Consider the following 14,388-nt stretch of genomic DNA (forward strand, 5'->3'; position numbering starts at 1 on the left):
CTGCATACCCTGCTCGTGATCGATTGACCAGTATTAAAGTTAAAAACCCGGAGGTGGGTCAAACTTTCTGCTAGAGAGACTGAGGGGATAGGGTCTGATTTTTCAATTTTTTCCCCTAGCTGTCAGGGACGATCTAGAAACTTTCTTAATTTTTAGGCATTATCCGCAACTTTTCCCTAAATATAGATTTGTTGATCTCCTGACAAAAACCTATGGGTGAAAAAAAACGAATTGGAATTCTCACCAGTGGTGGCGACTGTGCGGGTTTAAATGCCGCCATTCGTGCCGTTGTCCACCATGCCAGTGGCAATTATGGCTGGGAAGTGGTGGGTATTCGAGAAGCAACGAACGGATTAGTTAGCCGTCCCCCCAAAACCACGATCTTTGATATTGAAGGAGTTGATCGCCTGTTGGTGATGGGAGGAACAATTCTCGGTACTACCAATAAGGGGGATCCCTTTGCTTTCCCGATGCCGGATGGAACCCTGATTGATCGCTCTCAGGACATCATCGACGGCTATCATAGTCTGGGACTGGATGCCCTGATCGGTATCGGTGGCGATGGTAGTCTGGCGATTTTGCGCCGTATTGCCCAACAGGGAGGCATTAATCTGATTGGTATCCCCAAAACCATCGATAATGATGTGGGAGCTACAGAAGTCTCCATCGGCTTCGATACAGCTACTAATATCGCCACAGAAGCCCTCGATCGCCTCCATTTTACCGCCGCTAGTCATAACCGGGTGATGATTCTAGAAGTTATGGGTAGAGATGCCGGCCATATCGCCCTAGCTGCCGGTATTGCGGGGGGGGCCGATATCATTCTCATTCCCGAAATTCCCTACCGATTAGAGAAGGTCTGCGAGAAGATCCGGCAACGGCAGCGTATGGATAAACAGTTTTCTCTGATTATTGTCTCCGAGGCTGTGCGTACCGAAACTGGCAATCGCCTAGTGCAAAAGGAAGCCCTAGGGGAAGATCGTCTCGGGGGTATCGGTCGCTATTTAGCCGAAGAAGTTGCCAGGGAAACCGGGGCCGAAACGAGAGTGACTTTCCTGGGCCACATTCAACGGGGGGGCATTCCTTCTCCGATCGATCGCTTACTGGGGGCGGCTTTTGGCGTGGCGGCCGTGGATTTGATCGCTCGGGAAGAATTCGATCGCATGGTGGCCTGGCAAAATCGGCAAGTGGTCAGTGTTCCCATTGAGGAGGCGATTAAAACCTATCGCGTCGTCGATCCCGAAGAAACTTTAGTCAAAACCGCCAGGGGTTTGGGTATTTGTCTAGGGGATTGAGATTAAATCTAGGGGAATCGGTGCGAGAATTAACCCTTAAGTATCGCCCTTTCCCCACCGATTAAAATTACCAATCAAATAAAGAAGTTATTTCACCATTAATATAACTGCTGTAATTAACTTCCTTTATGGCATAAAATTACAATATCTATTAAATTTTACCCTATCGATCCAAAAAATCTTTTTCTACCACAAGAAACTACTTTTGAGCAATTAATTAATAAAATTTAATAAGTAGAAGCACAGGCAAAAAATAAAACCCCCTCAACTGACTGAATGAAGGGGCATTTATGGTATTTTTGGTGGGCAATTTAGCCTACTTTTATGGTTTGAGTTTGCGCTTGAGGGTTGAAGCTGCGCCGAGAGTGCCGAGAGCTAGGAAGCTGAGAATCGCGGATGGTTCGGGAGTGTCACGAGGTACTACGCTGAATCCATTAAATCTCCGACAAAAAGGAATCTCTGGAAGAGAGTCGGTCGTACATTTTCTTCTGAATGTCTGAGGCAGTGGATTATTACCATCATTATATTCGGTATTAAAAAAAGTCACAAATGCTGATTTAAAGAAAACATCTGGGATACCATCTTTAACAGGTATAAGGACTTTAAAAGTATATGTTCGAAGTTCTTTGCCTGCAGTTAAATTACTATCATAAGTTTGATCAAATGATAGGATTTTCTCATCCTCTCCCTCCCTAATAGCTAGTTCATCAATGCCTAATGCAAATTCTATTCGACGAACAGGATACTCAGGATCAATCTTTTCTATTGCTACTGATGCACTAACTAAATCACCGGGTTCTGCTGGTATTTGCTTAGGTGCTGGTTTAATAATAAGCAAATTTACAGCTTTCGCTGGTAAAGAAAGGCCAGAAAGAGTAAACATTGTAGCCAATAAAAACGATTTTTTAGACATTTTTGACCCCCTCGAATTTAATTAGTTATGGAGTAGTTTATTGCACACTGGTCTTGCAGTAATTGAATCCTCCTCTTTGCCAGATCAAGCAACAGAGCAACCCAACACCAAATGAAGATGACAAAACTCTACACACTACCCCCCCCCACAACTGTATTAAAAGCTACAATTTAATAAATCTTTACATTCCTCTCCCCTTAGTCCCTCGCCTTCGGGAGCGATAGGTTAGTATAGAGTGGGTGAAAACAATTTTTCTCCATTGATTTCGGGTATCTCATGCGTATTCAATGGGATGAAGCCAAACGACAGCGAGTTTTAACAGAACGTGACATTGACTTCACTCGGTTAAACGATCTGCTTTACAAACCTCACATCGAAGACCAACGCTCTGAGCAGCCAGAACAATATCGGATTGTTGGCTTTGCGGGCGGAACGTTAACAACATTCATCGTAGAATACAGAGTCGATGAAGTCGGTGATTACATTTGGGTTGTCACCGCTTGGAAATCAACTAAACAGGAGCGCAAAAGCTATGAGGAAACAGTCAACTGAAATTAAAGATATTGAGGAAATTGCTCAACAAGCACATCTAGGGAAAGATGTCTCTGAGCATTTCACAGGTAATTTTCAGGTTAAGCAACAAATTAATCTTGATTTTCCCCCGGAATTACTACGAAGCATAGATGTAGAGTGTCAATTGCAGAACATGAGTCGTCAGGATTGGATCAAGATGGTTTGCGTTGAAAAACTCCGTGCAATTCAATCTAGCAGAATAGCCAATAATGTTTAGTGGGGTCAAAGTATCCTAAGCTACAATTTAATAAATATTTACATTTCTCTCCCTAGCTTAGGGATTGAAACAAACCTGACAATCTCCTGATTTATACATTGCTTTGGGAGAATTGAAAGGTGGGATTGATCCCGCGGGAGCAGATGAACATTGGAAAACTGCTCGTACTGCTTTGCAGAGAATTGATGAGGCTTTTAGAAAAATCTCTAAGCATCCTTATACTTTTTTTATCGGCGCTGCTATTGAAACAAAAATGGCTAGGGAAATTTATCAGCAATTAGAGACGAAAAAACTCACCAATGCCGCTAACTTAACCAATGATAATCAACTGGTTTCAATTATGCGTTGGCTATGCCATCTTTAACCTAGTTAACAGCTAGAAAATTACCCCTCAAATAAAGTCCAGTTGGGTTGGTTAGGCACAGCCTAATCCACCCCAATTCTGATTGGATGGGAAGAAGAATTAACCAGCCTAATCTTTGTGTCCTTTGTGTCTTTGTGGTTATTTTCTGCGATCGCTTATTGATTTTGCCTCAATCTTTGTCCCACTATTTGTGATAGCATATAGTTAGACTTCGACCATTTGGGAGAGGCAAACTATGATAGATTATAATTTAGACGCGGCGCATAGCATTCTCTATATGCAACCTAAATCTGCACTTGCGGCGGAAGATTTTGTCAAGATTGCGGAGGCAGTGGATCCCCACATTGAAGCCACTGGTGGCCTTGCTGGCGTAATCATCGAAGTACCTACTTTCACCGGCTGGGAGAGTTTTGGTGCCTTGATTGCTCATTTCCGGCTGATACGCGACCATCACAAGTACGTCAGTAAAGTTGCCGTGGTGACTGATTCCACTCTGGTTAAACTGATTGAAAGTCTGGCTTCCCACTTTGTCGCCGCTGAAGTCAGGCAGTTCCCATGGGGGGAAACTGAGGTAGCGACCCAATGGCTCTTGGGTGGCTCCTGATTCCCTTGCAGTAAAATAGACATCTCCAGCAATTAACCTCAATCTAGCCTGAATTTTGGAGATGTCTAATACCAAATCCGTTTTAATATAGCGTTTCTGATTCACAAGAGGTACATTCCCGATCCTGAACAGCTTAATCAGCAAAGGTTTAAGTGTGCCGCACAGATGCGAGAACCGCTATAGTATGATTGACTGCCAAGTTATGAATTGTTTTTCGCTGCTCCCTGCTCTCCTATGCCTTTTAACAGGATTTAGGCATAATCGGTGGAGTTGTTAGGTTTCGTTCCGAGGGACTAATACCAATTTTCAATAGTCGTGACTAACATCTAAAAGCGCAATTCCTGTCCGAGAGCGGAATTGCGCTTTGGAATAATCAACTAAGTCTGTCATCACTTTTGAAAAATGATATAACCTATGAAACTCACCCCATCACCAGCCAATTGACTTTTTGCCGCAAACCCTAATCAAAAAATCTCCCCGTAAAAGGGAGATTTTGGGCAATATCTAGAGTTATTACCCGAAAAACTACACCAATTTCAGATCGGGATAATTAGCGAGAATGTCATCTTGACTGAGAACATCACCCTCGCTTTGGGGAGTCCAAATCACTTCTACTGCTAAAAGTCGATCGCCTCCCATACTACCAATTTGTTGCAGGGCCTGTTTCAAGTCTTGGGAATCATTAATTTTGGGCAGAGAAAATTTACCGACAATGCCGGCTAAAATAGTCACCAAAATATAGCCTTCCGGTGCGGTTTTAGCTAATTCTCCAGCCGATTCGGGTAAAATATTTTCTGTAGAACCTTGACGCAATTGATTATTGTAATTAGTTAAGGTTTCCGCCGTTAGTTTGCCGCGTTCGTTGAGAGACCACTGATTAAACTTCGCTTCTGCACTGCTAAGGCTGGTTTGTTGGCAATCGACGTTACCATAAACCCAGTATTCTGGATGACGTAACAGGGCGAGGGCTGATTCTTGTAAGACTTCGACTCGTCCCTCGGAGGTGCTAGTATCGACAGTTAGGGCGATTTGATTTAATTCTTGTTGCAGATAACGGGCATTAGCCAACAAACCCACCTGTACTTTAGCCACGGAGACGGTTTCATAACCGGATTCTATCGTCATACCATTCTCGTCACTGCCTCCACCATTACGGAAAGCATTAACGAGGAAATTGGCAATAGCAAAAAAGATTAACAGAGAAATTAAGCCACCGCCACCACCACCCCAAAAGAAGGGTAAAAGGAAGGGAAAACCAATACCTCCACCGTAACCCGGGGAACTGTAACCACCACCTCTAGAAGGGCTAATACTGCGACTAGGGGCGCGAAAACTACCGCCCCCCATTCTACCCCCCGATGCCGCTAAAGCACTGGGAACATTGCCGAAAATCAGCGTTGTCACTAATCCCAGAACTAATAGCGGCTTGGCAAGCGATCGAACTTTAGTTAAAATTTTGTCAATCATAAGAACACCGAAGCAACCCTTTATTTACTAGCATAACCAGTTTCTCGCTCAGAGATAGACAAATCCCGAATAGGGATAACCGAATCAGTTATCAGTGATCAGTTATCAGTTAGAAGGTGTTGGGTATTGAGATTTTAGGGTTTTGGGGTTTTGGGGTTTTTTAGTTGAATTCCCCCATTCCCCCATTTCCCCATTCCCCCATTCCCCCATTCCCCCATTCCCCCATTTCCCCAAATTTATGACTTGGAATTTCTCCTCTCCCACGGATTCGGACTTAGGCGATCGCGAAGTACCCTTAGAAAATCATCATCTCTGGGGTAAAAGGATTGCTTTACTGGTGACAGGAGGGATTGCGGCCATGAAAGCGCCGCTAATTGCCCGATCTTTGCGGAAATTCGGGGCTACAGTCGTGGCTTTTGTCTCGGAAGAAGCTTTAAGATACGTCACTAGGGAAGCTTTGGAATGGAGTACGGTTAATCCCGTAATTAGCCAATTAACGGCAAAAGCAGAACATTTAAGCGATCAATCTCCCTTTGATCTTTATTTGGTCGCTCCCGCTACCTATAACACCATTAATAAGTTTCGTTACGGAATAGCTGACGGAGTGATCACTTCATGCCTGGCCTCGGCCTTGGGACGACTAGAAAAGGGAAAAACTAAAATTCTGCTTGTCCCCACCATGCACGGCAGTTTACATAATGCTATTCTGACTGAATCTTTGCAAACTCTTGATCGCTGGGGAGTTCAGATTATGCCACCCCGGGATGATTACGGTAAACACAATCTCCCCGGGGAAAAAGAGATTACCGTGGCAGCCTGTGGGATTCTCAGTAATTCTGTCCTGAAAAATATGCCGATTTTAGTCACTGGTGGACCCACACCCGTGATTATCGATAATATTCGTCGTTTAACCAATCGTTTTACTGGACAGTTAGGGGTCGCTATCACAGAAGAATTATACCTGCGCGGGGCCAAGGTGCAGTTAATCCACGGACGCGGCAGCTATACACCCCCCGCTTATTTACCCCATGAAATTATTGAAACTTATGACGAGTATCTAGGGAAGGTGATGGGAGAATTAGAGAGTAAAGATTATAAATTTGGGATTTTCTCGGCAGCAGTGGCAGATTATCGCTTAGAAAAACCTTTTTCTGGTAAGATTCCCAGTGGAGGGCAGTTAAATCTTAATTTTGTGCCGACGGAAAAAGTGATTGACAAGGTGAGAGAAAATTTTCCCGATTTAGAGATGCTGACTTTCAAGTATCAGGAGGGAGTCAGTCAGGAGGAGTTACTGGAAATCGCCCGTAAACGCCTAGAAAAGGGCTATCAGGCGGTCATTGCTAATAGGGGTGAGGAAAAGGGCGATCACGGGGAACAGGTGGCTTATTTGGTCACAAAAGCGGCATTGAGGAAATTTATCGGCAAAAAAGCGATCGCTATTGGCATCGCCGAATATTTAGAAGAGCGAGCCAAAAATGTTACAATCAAAAAAATTTAATATTTTTTAATATTAATTTGCAAAAATTTAGGGTAATACAGTCATGGGTAACATCAACTTCGTCAAAGAGAATAAGATCGTGGTAGCGGCAGATGGGGCGAATTTACGAGAGAAAGCAATCCAGAATGGCGTTGATATCTACACTTTTGGCGGTAAATTGATGAATTGTGGCGGTTACGGTCAGTGTGGTACTTGTATAGTGGCAATTGTCGAGGGTATGGAAAATCTCTCCGCTAGAACCGACTTTGAGCAGCGCTGTCTGAAGAAAAAACCCGAAAATTATCGTTTAGCCTGTCAAACCATGGTTAATGGCCCTATTAGCGTCCAAACTAAACCAAAATAGCATTTATCGGTTTTTTAGCTGCGGCCTGGTCGGTGATCACTGATAATTGATCAGTGATCACTGATAAAAACTAACTAGGAACAATATTTAAGAAAGCATCGAAGTCTTTTAATGCTTCTTGGAATTGATTAGCAGCGAGACTAGCATCTTTTTCCTTGGCTGCCGCATCGATGCGTTCAAAGTGAACGAAAAGATTTTTCGCTAACTGCTTGGCTTTTTCTTGGTCTTTGGGCAGTAAATTACGGGATAATCCTACCATTTCCTGACGCAATTGCCCCAAAGGGCCGTGGATATAGGTGCGAGTATCTACCCAATTTTTGTCAGCGATGAGGTCTTGCAAAACGCTCATTTTTTCGCGAAATCCTTCTATGGGTTGTATGTAAACCTGTAACTGTTCGATTTTTTGGGGACTATAGACGGTGGGGATAGTTGCTTGGGGACCACTGCAACTAACCAGCAGGGTAGTAACTAGGACTAAAACTAGGGAAATAATCGAGCGAAGACGTGGCATTGGTTTATATGTACTATTTAACAAACTATTGACGTTCTCTCCCGATAACTGGTCAAGCTATCGGGACGATTTTTACTTTATCAGGTTGTGGGATTCCCAAATCAGATTTTACTCCCAACGACCTTGACAGTAACTCGGTGCTATTGGACGATAATCAGCAATTTTGCCTCTGATCCCCCCTTAATCCCCCCTTGACAAGGGGGGTGTCTGATAATTTTTAACACCTACCTACTTATTGATTACAGCTTAAACTGTTTCATAAAAGCTCGATCGATCCGATCTTTCCATAACCATAATAACGGTGATTGCCACGAAAAACCGCCCCAAGATGCGATCGCTTTTTGGTCTCCTGTCCCGATTAAACTCAGATAATTTTTCTGGGGAAAATAGGGTTTTAAGGGCCGATTTTGCAGAATTCTTGCCAAATTATCGAATAGGGGTTTTCCTTGTCGGACGGCAAAAACTCCCGCTTTCGGACGGGGATAATCTGGAATCGTGGCAATATCTCCCACGGCAAAAATATGGGGATGGGAAAGAGATTGCAGATAATTATTCACTAAAATAAACCCTTTTTCATCTGTCAGTAATCCTGACGCTTTAATCCAACTAGGGGCCGAGGCAGTCGTTACCCAAATTGTATAATCCATCGGTAAAATTAACCCCGATGAACAGATAATCCGATCTGCTTGCACTGCTGTCACATCCGTTGATAAATATAATCTAATTCCCCTTTGTTGACAAATATTCTCTAAACGTTGACCGACCCAATTATTATGGGCTGATAGGAGTTTTTTTCCTCGATGAATTAGAGATAAATTCAAATTACTGCTAGAGTTGAGAATTTTGGCCAAACGGGACTGCATATTTAAAGCTAATTCAACTCCGCCCGCGCCACCACCAACAATGACGATATTGAGAGTATTATTAGGGTTACTAACCGCTTTTTTCAGGATTTCTTGCCATCCTTCCCGAAAAATCGGCACTGGTTTGGCGGGGATAGCGTACTCTTTAGCACCGATAACATTATCCACTGCCGGAATGCTGCCAATATCGATCGAGAGATAATCAAAAGGAATCGGTGAAGAATTATGACAAATTACTTGACATTTTTCCGTATCTATGAAATTAGCCTTGTCTAAACAGAATTGCGATTGAGAATACCTAGCTAGAGAAGGTAAATCGATATGAGTCTCGGCAAAATCATAAAAACCGGCGATGTGGCCAGGTAACATTCCCGAATAGGGGGTATGGGTGACATCGCTAATTAAAGTTAATTGAACGTTTTTTAGGGGTGATTGCCCCCAAAGACGAAGGGCGATCGCATGACTATGGCCACCACCGATAAAAACTAGACGCTTGACTAAATCCATAAAAAAAGGGGATTGCTGCCGGAAAAGTTAAATTCTAATGAATATATCTTCTGACACAGAAATTCTGTTGCAAGATCGAGGGTAGATAGACAAAAACTCAAGACATCGGGGCCAGGAACTTTTAACCAATGACAGTCAATTGGGATTTTGATCTTTTCGGACTCGATATTCTTAAGCAAATTCTATCTAGTATCTTCGCTTCCCAATAGAGAGAAGTCTATGCAAGAAGTTTATATCGTGGCCGCTGTCCGGACTCCAATTGGTCGTTTTGGTGGGGGATTAATGGGATTATCCCCGGCCGATTTAGGGGCAACAGTGATGAAATCCGCCCTAGAAATCGCTAATTTGCCCCCAGAAGCCCTCGATTTGTACATTTTCGGCAATGTTTTGGGATCGGGTCATGGTCAGTTAATCCCCCGACAAGCGGCGATTAAAGCGGGAATTCCCGTAAGCGTGGACGGATATCGGGTGGATATGGTTTGTTCTTCCGGAATGATTGCCGTTAGTAACGCTGCCACCTCAATTCGCGCCGGAGAAGCGGATCTCGTCCTCGCTGGTGGTATTGAATCCATGTCCCAAACTGGCTTTTTTCTCTCCCATCGGGCCCGGTGGGGTTATAAATTCCTTATGGGTGCGCCGGAACAATTAACCGACCTATTACTGCACGATGGCTTAACCGATGCTACCACGACTGAGGGCATGGGTTCCCAAGTTGATCGCCTCTGTCTCGATCGCGGGGTTTCTCGGCAAGCATTAGATGAAATTGCCGCCTTATCCCACCAAAGAGCGGCCACAGCCACAGAAAAAGGCTGGTTTAAGGGCGAAATCGTGCCAATTGAGCTTAAATCTAAGAAAGGTTCCACAATTCTTGATCAAGATGAGGGTATTCGTTCCGATAGTACCCCGGAAGGTTTAGGAAAACTGCGGCCGGCTTTTAATCCGTCGGGAGTTTTAACCGCAGGGAATAGTAGTCAGATTTCCGATGGGGCCGCCGCTATCCTTTTAGCCAGTCAAAAAGCTGTGGATCAGTACGGTTTAAAACCAATTGCCAAAATCCTTGGCGGCGCTGTGGGTGCTGGAAAAACCGATCGCTTCCCAGAATTCCCCGTCCTCGCGGTGAAAAAATTACTGGCATCTCTGGATAAAACGATCGAAGATTTCGATTTAGTGGAAAATAACGAAGCTTTTGCCTTAAATAATCTGCTTTTTGAGATGGATCTGGGGTTAGCGAGGGAAAAACAAAACGTTCACGGTGGTGCGATCGCATTAGGTCATCCCATCGGTGCTTCCGGCGCACGGATTCTGGTGACGTTAATTAATGCGTTGAAAGTACAGGATAAAACCCTCGGTATGGGGGCCATCTGTCATGGGACCGGTGGCGGAACAGCGATCGCAATTGAAAGAGTTTAGGAGGAAAAAGCTATGGTATCTCTCGGACTAGAGGAGAAAGTTATCGTCGTTACCGGCGGAAATCGAGGCATTGGGGCGGCTATTGTCTCTCTTTTGATAGAATTGGGGGCCAAGGTGGCTTACACGGATTTAGTCACCGATAATCCCCAGGGTTTAGGCATTGTCGCCGACGTGACTAAGTTGGAATCCATGGAAGCGGCAGCTCAACAAATTGAAGCGGAATTGGGACCGGTTTACGGTATCGTCGCTAACGCGGGGATTACCAGAGATAACTTTTTCGCTAAATTAACGCCGCTAGATTGGGATTTAGTGATTAATGTCAACTTAAAAGGGGTTAATCACACGATTAAGCCGTTTATTGAGGGAATGTACGAACGACAAGCGGGATCGATCGTTTGTATTAGTTCTATTTCCGGTGATCGCGGTAATGCCGGCCAAACTAATTACGCAGCCACAAAAGCGGCAGTTATCGGTTTAGTCAAATCCCTAGCGCGAGAAGCTGCCCGTTATAATATTCGCGCCAATGCGATCGCACCGGGGTTTATTAACACGGAAATGACTTTAGCGATTCCCGATAAAGTTCGCGATAAAATCACCGCCGAAATTCCCTGTCGTCGCTTCGGTGAACCCGCAGATATCGCCTGGGCAACTGCCTATTTACTCTCTCCTGTTGCCAGCAGTTATGTCTCTGGAGAAGTCCTCAGAGTTAATGGGGCCCATCACACCTAATCAGTTATCAGTTATCAGTTATCAGTTATCAGTGGGTAAGTTATCAGTTATCTAATTCAAAGATGGAAAATGTGTTTGTTATTGTCCCTGCTAAGTTGCTTGATATGGGATCAAGACAAGGCAAATAACAACATCAAAAAACATAGTATATCTTTTGAAGAAGCAGTGACCGTATTTGGGGATCCATTGGCCGTAACGATTTTAGATCCCGATCATTCAGTGGGTGAGTTTCGTTTTCTGACGATAGGACAGTCAAAATCACAAAAGCTGTTAGTCATATCTCATACAGAAAGAGAAAATGAGATTCGCTTAATTAGCGCCCGTTTAGCTAGTAAACAGGAGAGAAAAAATTATGAATCAGGAGTCTGAAGAAACGGTTAATGACGAGATGCGAACTGAATATGACTTTTCTGGTGGTATTCGTGGCAAATATTATCAAGCTTATCGACAGGCTAGTAATGTGATAATTCTCGATCCCGATGTGGCGGAAATTTTTCAAGATTCAGCCTCAGTCAATGAAGCGTTAAGATTACTAGCAAAAATTGCCAAGTCTGGAAAAATATGACTTATCAGTTATCAGTTATCGGGTGTAGAGTGGGTTAGTAAACTAGCGAAATCAGCGTTAAAGGAAAAGGGCAAAAATAATGGATAAACCGACACAAGCTTGGAGTGAGATGGCCGCCGATTACGTCAATCTTTGGACAGAAACCGGGGCAAAAATGTGGTCAAGTTGGTTTGATATGATGGGGGCGATACCGACTCCTATGGGCAATATTAAACCAGAATTGCAAGAGGCAACCCAGCGCTATTTTGATAATCGGGATTTATTGATCAAATTCCTAAAATTATCGATGGAAGCTTGGGAAAGTATCTTCCCGAAAATGCAAACAGGAGAAGACTGGCAAACAATTTTAGATAATTATACCCAACAGATGCGCGGTCAACTGAATAGTTTTACTACTACCACTTCCCAAAGTAGTCAAGATGTCAGTCAACTATGGACAATTTACCTGCAACAATTACAAAGTCTCAATCATTTATGGTTCGATCCTTTCGTCCTGTCAAATGACACAATAACCAAAGCTTGGTTAGGTAATACTTCTTCCTTGATCGAACTCAATAATATCTATTGGCAGAAGTTTTATGATGAAACTTTTGGCCAATGGTTACAGATGCCTTTATTGGGATTGCCGCGAGAATTTAACCGCAAATTACTCGATAGTTTTGAAACTTGGCGCGTTCTTTATCAAGCTAGTATTAACTATCAAATTGTGCTGGCTGATATTCAAGTGAAATCCTTTGAAGCTTTAACTAAAAAATTAGTTTTCCTAGCAGAAAAGGGTCAACCTGTCAAGGATTGGCGAGAATTTCAAGATGTGTGGAGTGTCGTCGCTGATGATATTTTTGAAAAGGCTTTTTGTCAACCAGAAAACCTAAAAGTAAGGGGAAAATTTATTAATTCCCTCAATGATTATCGCCTCAAACAGCAGGATTTAATGGAAATTTACCTGCGCTCAATGAATCTGCCTACCCGCAGCGAAGTCGATGAAATTCATCGGACTATCTATGAATTACGCAAAGAGGTAAAAAGTCTCAAAAAAGCTTTAGGAGAAAAAAAAGCAGTAGAAAGTAACAATTAGTTAATTGTGCTTGACAATCAGGTAAGCTATCAGGAGTCAGGAGTCAGGATTCAGGAGATAGGGTGATGGGGTGTTGGGGTGTTAGGGTTTTAGGGGTTTTAGTTGAAATTCCCCCACTTCCCCACTTCCCCACTTCCCCACTTCCCCACTTCCCCACTTTTCTAGGAGAATTAAATTATGTGGCCATTTTTGACGCAAGTGAAACTGGAAGATTTTACCCAAGATTATCTAGAATTAACTCAAAAAAATCTCAAAGGTTTGGACAATCTCAAACGAGTTAAAGAAGAAGATATTCAGTGTGGAGTCTCGGAAAAAGAAGCAGTTTATCGGGAAGATAAAATCATTCTCTACCACTTTAAACCCGTGGTCGAAAAACCCTTCGAGATTCCCTTGTTGATGGTTTATGCCTTGGTCAATCGTCCCTACATGGTAGATTTACAGGAAGGGCGTTCTTTAGTGGCAAATCTGCTGAAATTAGGCTTAGATATCTACTTAATTGATTGGGGATATCCCACCAGAAGCGATCGCTGGTTAACCCTTGATGATTATATCAATGGTTATGTGGATAATTGCGTCGATTTTATTCGTCAAAGTCACCATCTCGACAAAATTAATCTGTTAGGAATCTGTCAGGGAGGAACCTTTAGTTTATGCTATAGTTCCCTCTATCCCGATAAGGTAAAAAATCTGGTGACAATGGTGACACCGGTGGACTTTTATCAAACCGAGACCCTCTTAAATATGCGGGGGGGGTGTTCCTTGGGAGCCGAAGCATTAGACATCGATTTAATGGTAGATACTATGGGCAATATTCCGGGAGATTTTCTCAACTTAGAGTTTCTGGAATTGAAACCTTTACAGTTAGGTTATCAGAAATACCTCGATTTTCCTGACATCATGGAAGACGAATCAAAATTAGTTAATTTTCTGCGTATGGAAAAATGGATTTTTGATAGTCCTGACCAAGCAGGAGAATCCTACCGACAGTTTCTCAAGGATTTCTATCAGCAAAATAAACTGATTAAAGGGGAAGTGATGTTAGGAGATAAACGGGTAGATTTACACAATCTGACCATGCCAATTCTCAATCTTTATGCGGATAAAGATCACCTTGTCCCTCCCGCTTCTTCCCTCGCTTTAGGGAATTATATCGGTACTTCTGACTATACCGCTTGTGCTTTCCCCGTCGGACATATCGGAATGTATGTCAGTGGCAAAGTGCAACGGGATTTACCCCCCGCTATTAGCGATTGGTTGAAAGCAAGAGGTTAACAATCCTCGCACCTATCCCCTTTTCCCAGTTTGGGAGAGGGGTTTAGCCTGCATTATTCACCAACTGGCAAAAACCTGATTGTGAGGACATCTCAAAAAACAGACTGTTTTTCAGCCAGATCGCTAGATGAACTTCTTGCCAAGGCTTTCGAGGATTTTCCAAAGTCTTCATGAATAATGCA

The 14,388-nt window shown here is 43.3% G+C and carries 16 protein-coding genes and 1 pseudogene; 13 read left to right on the plus strand and 4 right to left on the minus strand.

Annotation, left to right across the window (positions count from 1 at the left end; translation table 11 throughout):
- Positions 1-212: 212 nt before the first annotated feature.
- Positions 213-1,295 (plus strand): ATP-dependent 6-phosphofructokinase, encoded by a 1,083-nt coding sequence (locus IM496_RS08160; RefSeq protein WP_287661699.1) that lies wholly within the window; start codon positions 213-215, stop codon positions 1,293-1,295.
- A 322-nt stretch (positions 1,296-1,617) separates the two neighbouring features.
- Here the strand turns inward: IM496_RS08160 and IM496_RS08165 are convergent, their stop codons facing one another.
- Positions 1,618-2,208: a PEP-CTERM sorting domain-containing protein gene (locus tag IM496_RS08165; protein ID WP_287661700.1), complete on the minus strand. Its 591-nt coding sequence runs from the start codon at positions 2,206-2,208 to the stop codon at positions 1,618-1,620.
- Between the two features lie 276 nt (positions 2,209-2,484).
- Between IM496_RS08165 and IM496_RS08170 the strand changes: the two genes are divergently transcribed.
- From IM496_RS08170 to IM496_RS08185, 4 genes and pseudogenes are all read left to right on the plus strand, one after another.
- Positions 2,485-2,760, plus strand: a complete 276-nt coding sequence (locus tag IM496_RS08170) for a BrnT family toxin (RefSeq protein ID WP_287661701.1) — start codon at positions 2,485-2,487, stop codon at positions 2,758-2,760.
- Positions 2,741-2,998: a hypothetical protein gene (locus IM496_RS08175; protein ID WP_287661702.1), complete on the plus strand. Its 258-nt coding sequence runs from the start codon at positions 2,741-2,743 to the stop codon at positions 2,996-2,998. Before IM496_RS08170 ends, IM496_RS08175 begins: the two co-directional genes overlap by 20 nt.
- A 79-nt stretch (positions 2,999-3,077) precedes the next feature.
- Positions 3,078-3,362, plus strand: a pseudogene (locus IM496_RS08180) (AvaI/BsoBI family type II restriction endonuclease); the annotation flags it as partial.
- A gap of 235 nt (positions 3,363-3,597) precedes the next feature.
- The gene (locus tag IM496_RS08185) at positions 3,598-3,966 is read left to right on the plus strand and encodes a SpoIIAA family protein (RefSeq protein WP_287661704.1); all 369 of its coding nucleotides are present in this window, start codon (positions 3,598-3,600) and stop codon (positions 3,964-3,966) included.
- A gap of 525 nt (positions 3,967-4,491) precedes the next feature.
- On the opposite strand, the gene IM496_RS08190 is transcribed toward IM496_RS08185, so the two are convergent.
- The gene (locus IM496_RS08190) at positions 4,492-5,433 is read right to left on the minus strand and encodes a DUF1517 domain-containing protein (RefSeq protein ID WP_287661705.1); all 942 of its coding nucleotides are present in this window, start codon (positions 5,431-5,433) and stop codon (positions 4,492-4,494) included.
- A 238-nt stretch (positions 5,434-5,671) separates the two neighbouring features.
- Here IM496_RS08190 and IM496_RS08195 point away from each other — a divergent pair, with 238 nt between their 5' ends.
- Positions 5,672-6,931, plus strand: a complete 1,260-nt coding sequence (locus tag IM496_RS08195; RefSeq protein WP_287661706.1) for a phosphopantothenoylcysteine decarboxylase domain-containing protein — start codon at positions 5,672-5,674, stop codon at positions 6,929-6,931.
- Positions 6,932-6,974: 43 nt separating this feature from the next.
- Entirely contained in the window at positions 6,975-7,274 is a 300-nt protein-coding gene (locus IM496_RS08200) for a 2Fe-2S iron-sulfur cluster-binding protein (RefSeq protein WP_002801057.1), read from the plus strand.
- A 70-nt stretch (positions 7,275-7,344) separates the two neighbouring features.
- Here IM496_RS08200 and psbQ read toward each other — a convergent pair whose 3' ends face one another.
- Both psbQ and IM496_RS08210 read right to left on the minus strand, forming a co-directional pair.
- Positions 7,345-7,785 carry a photosystem II protein PsbQ gene (gene psbQ / locus IM496_RS08205; protein ID WP_045360899.1) on the minus strand — a complete coding sequence of 147 codons (441 nt, stop codon included), beginning with the start codon at positions 7,783-7,785 and terminating at the stop codon, positions 7,345-7,347.
- Positions 7,786-8,024: 239 nt separating this feature from the next.
- Positions 8,025-9,155, minus strand: a complete 1,131-nt coding sequence (locus tag IM496_RS08210) for an FAD-dependent oxidoreductase (RefSeq protein WP_287661707.1) — start codon at positions 9,153-9,155, stop codon at positions 8,025-8,027.
- A 219-nt stretch (positions 9,156-9,374) separates the two neighbouring features.
- Here IM496_RS08210 and phaA point away from each other — a divergent pair, with 219 nt between their 5' ends.
- The 6 genes from phaA (at position 9,375) to IM496_RS08240 (ending at position 14,206) form a co-directional block, all read left to right on the plus strand.
- Entirely contained in the window at positions 9,375-10,565 is a 1,191-nt protein-coding gene (gene phaA, locus IM496_RS08215; protein ID WP_149974201.1) for an acetyl-CoA acetyltransferase PhaA, read from the plus strand.
- Between the two features lie 12 nt (positions 10,566-10,577).
- Positions 10,578-11,294 (plus strand): acetoacetyl-CoA reductase PhaB, encoded by a 717-nt coding sequence (gene phaB, locus IM496_RS08220; protein WP_194017910.1) that lies wholly within the window; start codon positions 10,578-10,580, stop codon positions 11,292-11,294.
- Between the two features lie 75 nt (positions 11,295-11,369).
- Complete coding sequence (locus IM496_RS08225) at positions 11,370-11,663, plus strand: BrnT family toxin (RefSeq protein ID WP_228009836.1); 294 nt, start codon at positions 11,370-11,372, stop codon at positions 11,661-11,663.
- The gene (locus IM496_RS08230) at positions 11,647-11,859 is read left to right on the plus strand and encodes a hypothetical protein (protein WP_002784823.1); all 213 of its coding nucleotides are present in this window, start codon (positions 11,647-11,649) and stop codon (positions 11,857-11,859) included. The genes IM496_RS08225 and IM496_RS08230 overlap by 17 nt, the downstream gene beginning before the upstream one ends.
- A gap of 79 nt (positions 11,860-11,938) precedes the next feature.
- Positions 11,939-12,934: a class III poly(R)-hydroxyalkanoic acid synthase subunit PhaE gene (gene phaE / locus IM496_RS08235; protein WP_194017912.1), complete on the plus strand. Its 996-nt coding sequence runs from the start codon at positions 11,939-11,941 to the stop codon at positions 12,932-12,934.
- Between the two features lie 177 nt (positions 12,935-13,111).
- Entirely contained in the window at positions 13,112-14,206 is a 1,095-nt protein-coding gene (locus IM496_RS08240; RefSeq protein WP_002744485.1) for a class III poly(R)-hydroxyalkanoic acid synthase subunit PhaC, read from the plus strand.
- The last annotated feature ends 182 nt before the right edge of the window (positions 14,207-14,388 follow it).

Source organism: Microcystis sp. M049S2, from assembly GCF_020245625.1.
GTDB lineage: Bacteria > Cyanobacteriota > Cyanobacteriia > Cyanobacteriales > Microcystaceae > Microcystis > Microcystis ichthyoblabe_A.

Coding starts and splice junctions, on each gene's coding strand:
- IM496_RS08160 (WP_287661699.1), top strand. CDS start 213: ATGGGTGAAAAAAAACGAATTGGAATTCTCACCAGTGGTGGCGACTGT.
- IM496_RS08165 (WP_287661700.1), bottom strand. CDS start 2,208: ATGTCTAAAAAATCGTTTTTATTGGCTACAATGTTTACTCTTTCTGGC.
- IM496_RS08170 (WP_287661701.1), top strand. CDS start 2,485: ATGCGTATTCAATGGGATGAAGCCAAACGACAGCGAGTTTTAACAGAA.
- IM496_RS08175 (WP_287661702.1), top strand. CDS start 2,741: ATGAGGAAACAGTCAACTGAAATTAAAGATATTGAGGAAATTGCTCAA.
- IM496_RS08185 (WP_287661704.1), top strand. CDS start 3,598: ATGATAGATTATAATTTAGACGCGGCGCATAGCATTCTCTATATGCAA.
- IM496_RS08190 (WP_287661705.1), bottom strand. CDS start 5,433: ATGATTGACAAAATTTTAACTAAAGTTCGATCGCTTGCCAAGCCGCTA.
- IM496_RS08195 (WP_287661706.1), top strand. CDS start 5,672: ATGACTTGGAATTTCTCCTCTCCCACGGATTCGGACTTAGGCGATCGC.
- IM496_RS08200 (WP_002801057.1), top strand. CDS start 6,975: ATGGGTAACATCAACTTCGTCAAAGAGAATAAGATCGTGGTAGCGGCA.
- psbQ (WP_045360899.1), bottom strand. CDS start 7,785: ATGCCACGTCTTCGCTCGATTATTTCCCTAGTTTTAGTCCTAGTTACT.
- IM496_RS08210 (WP_287661707.1), bottom strand. CDS start 9,155: ATGGATTTAGTCAAGCGTCTAGTTTTTATCGGTGGTGGCCATAGTCAT.
- phaA (WP_149974201.1), top strand. CDS start 9,375: ATGCAAGAAGTTTATATCGTGGCCGCTGTCCGGACTCCAATTGGTCGT.
- phaB (WP_194017910.1), top strand. CDS start 10,578: ATGGTATCTCTCGGACTAGAGGAGAAAGTTATCGTCGTTACCGGCGGA.
- IM496_RS08230 (WP_002784823.1), top strand. CDS start 11,647: ATGAATCAGGAGTCTGAAGAAACGGTTAATGACGAGATGCGAACTGAA.
- phaE (WP_194017912.1), top strand. CDS start 11,939: ATGGATAAACCGACACAAGCTTGGAGTGAGATGGCCGCCGATTACGTC.
- IM496_RS08240 (WP_002744485.1), top strand. CDS start 13,112: ATGTGGCCATTTTTGACGCAAGTGAAACTGGAAGATTTTACCCAAGAT.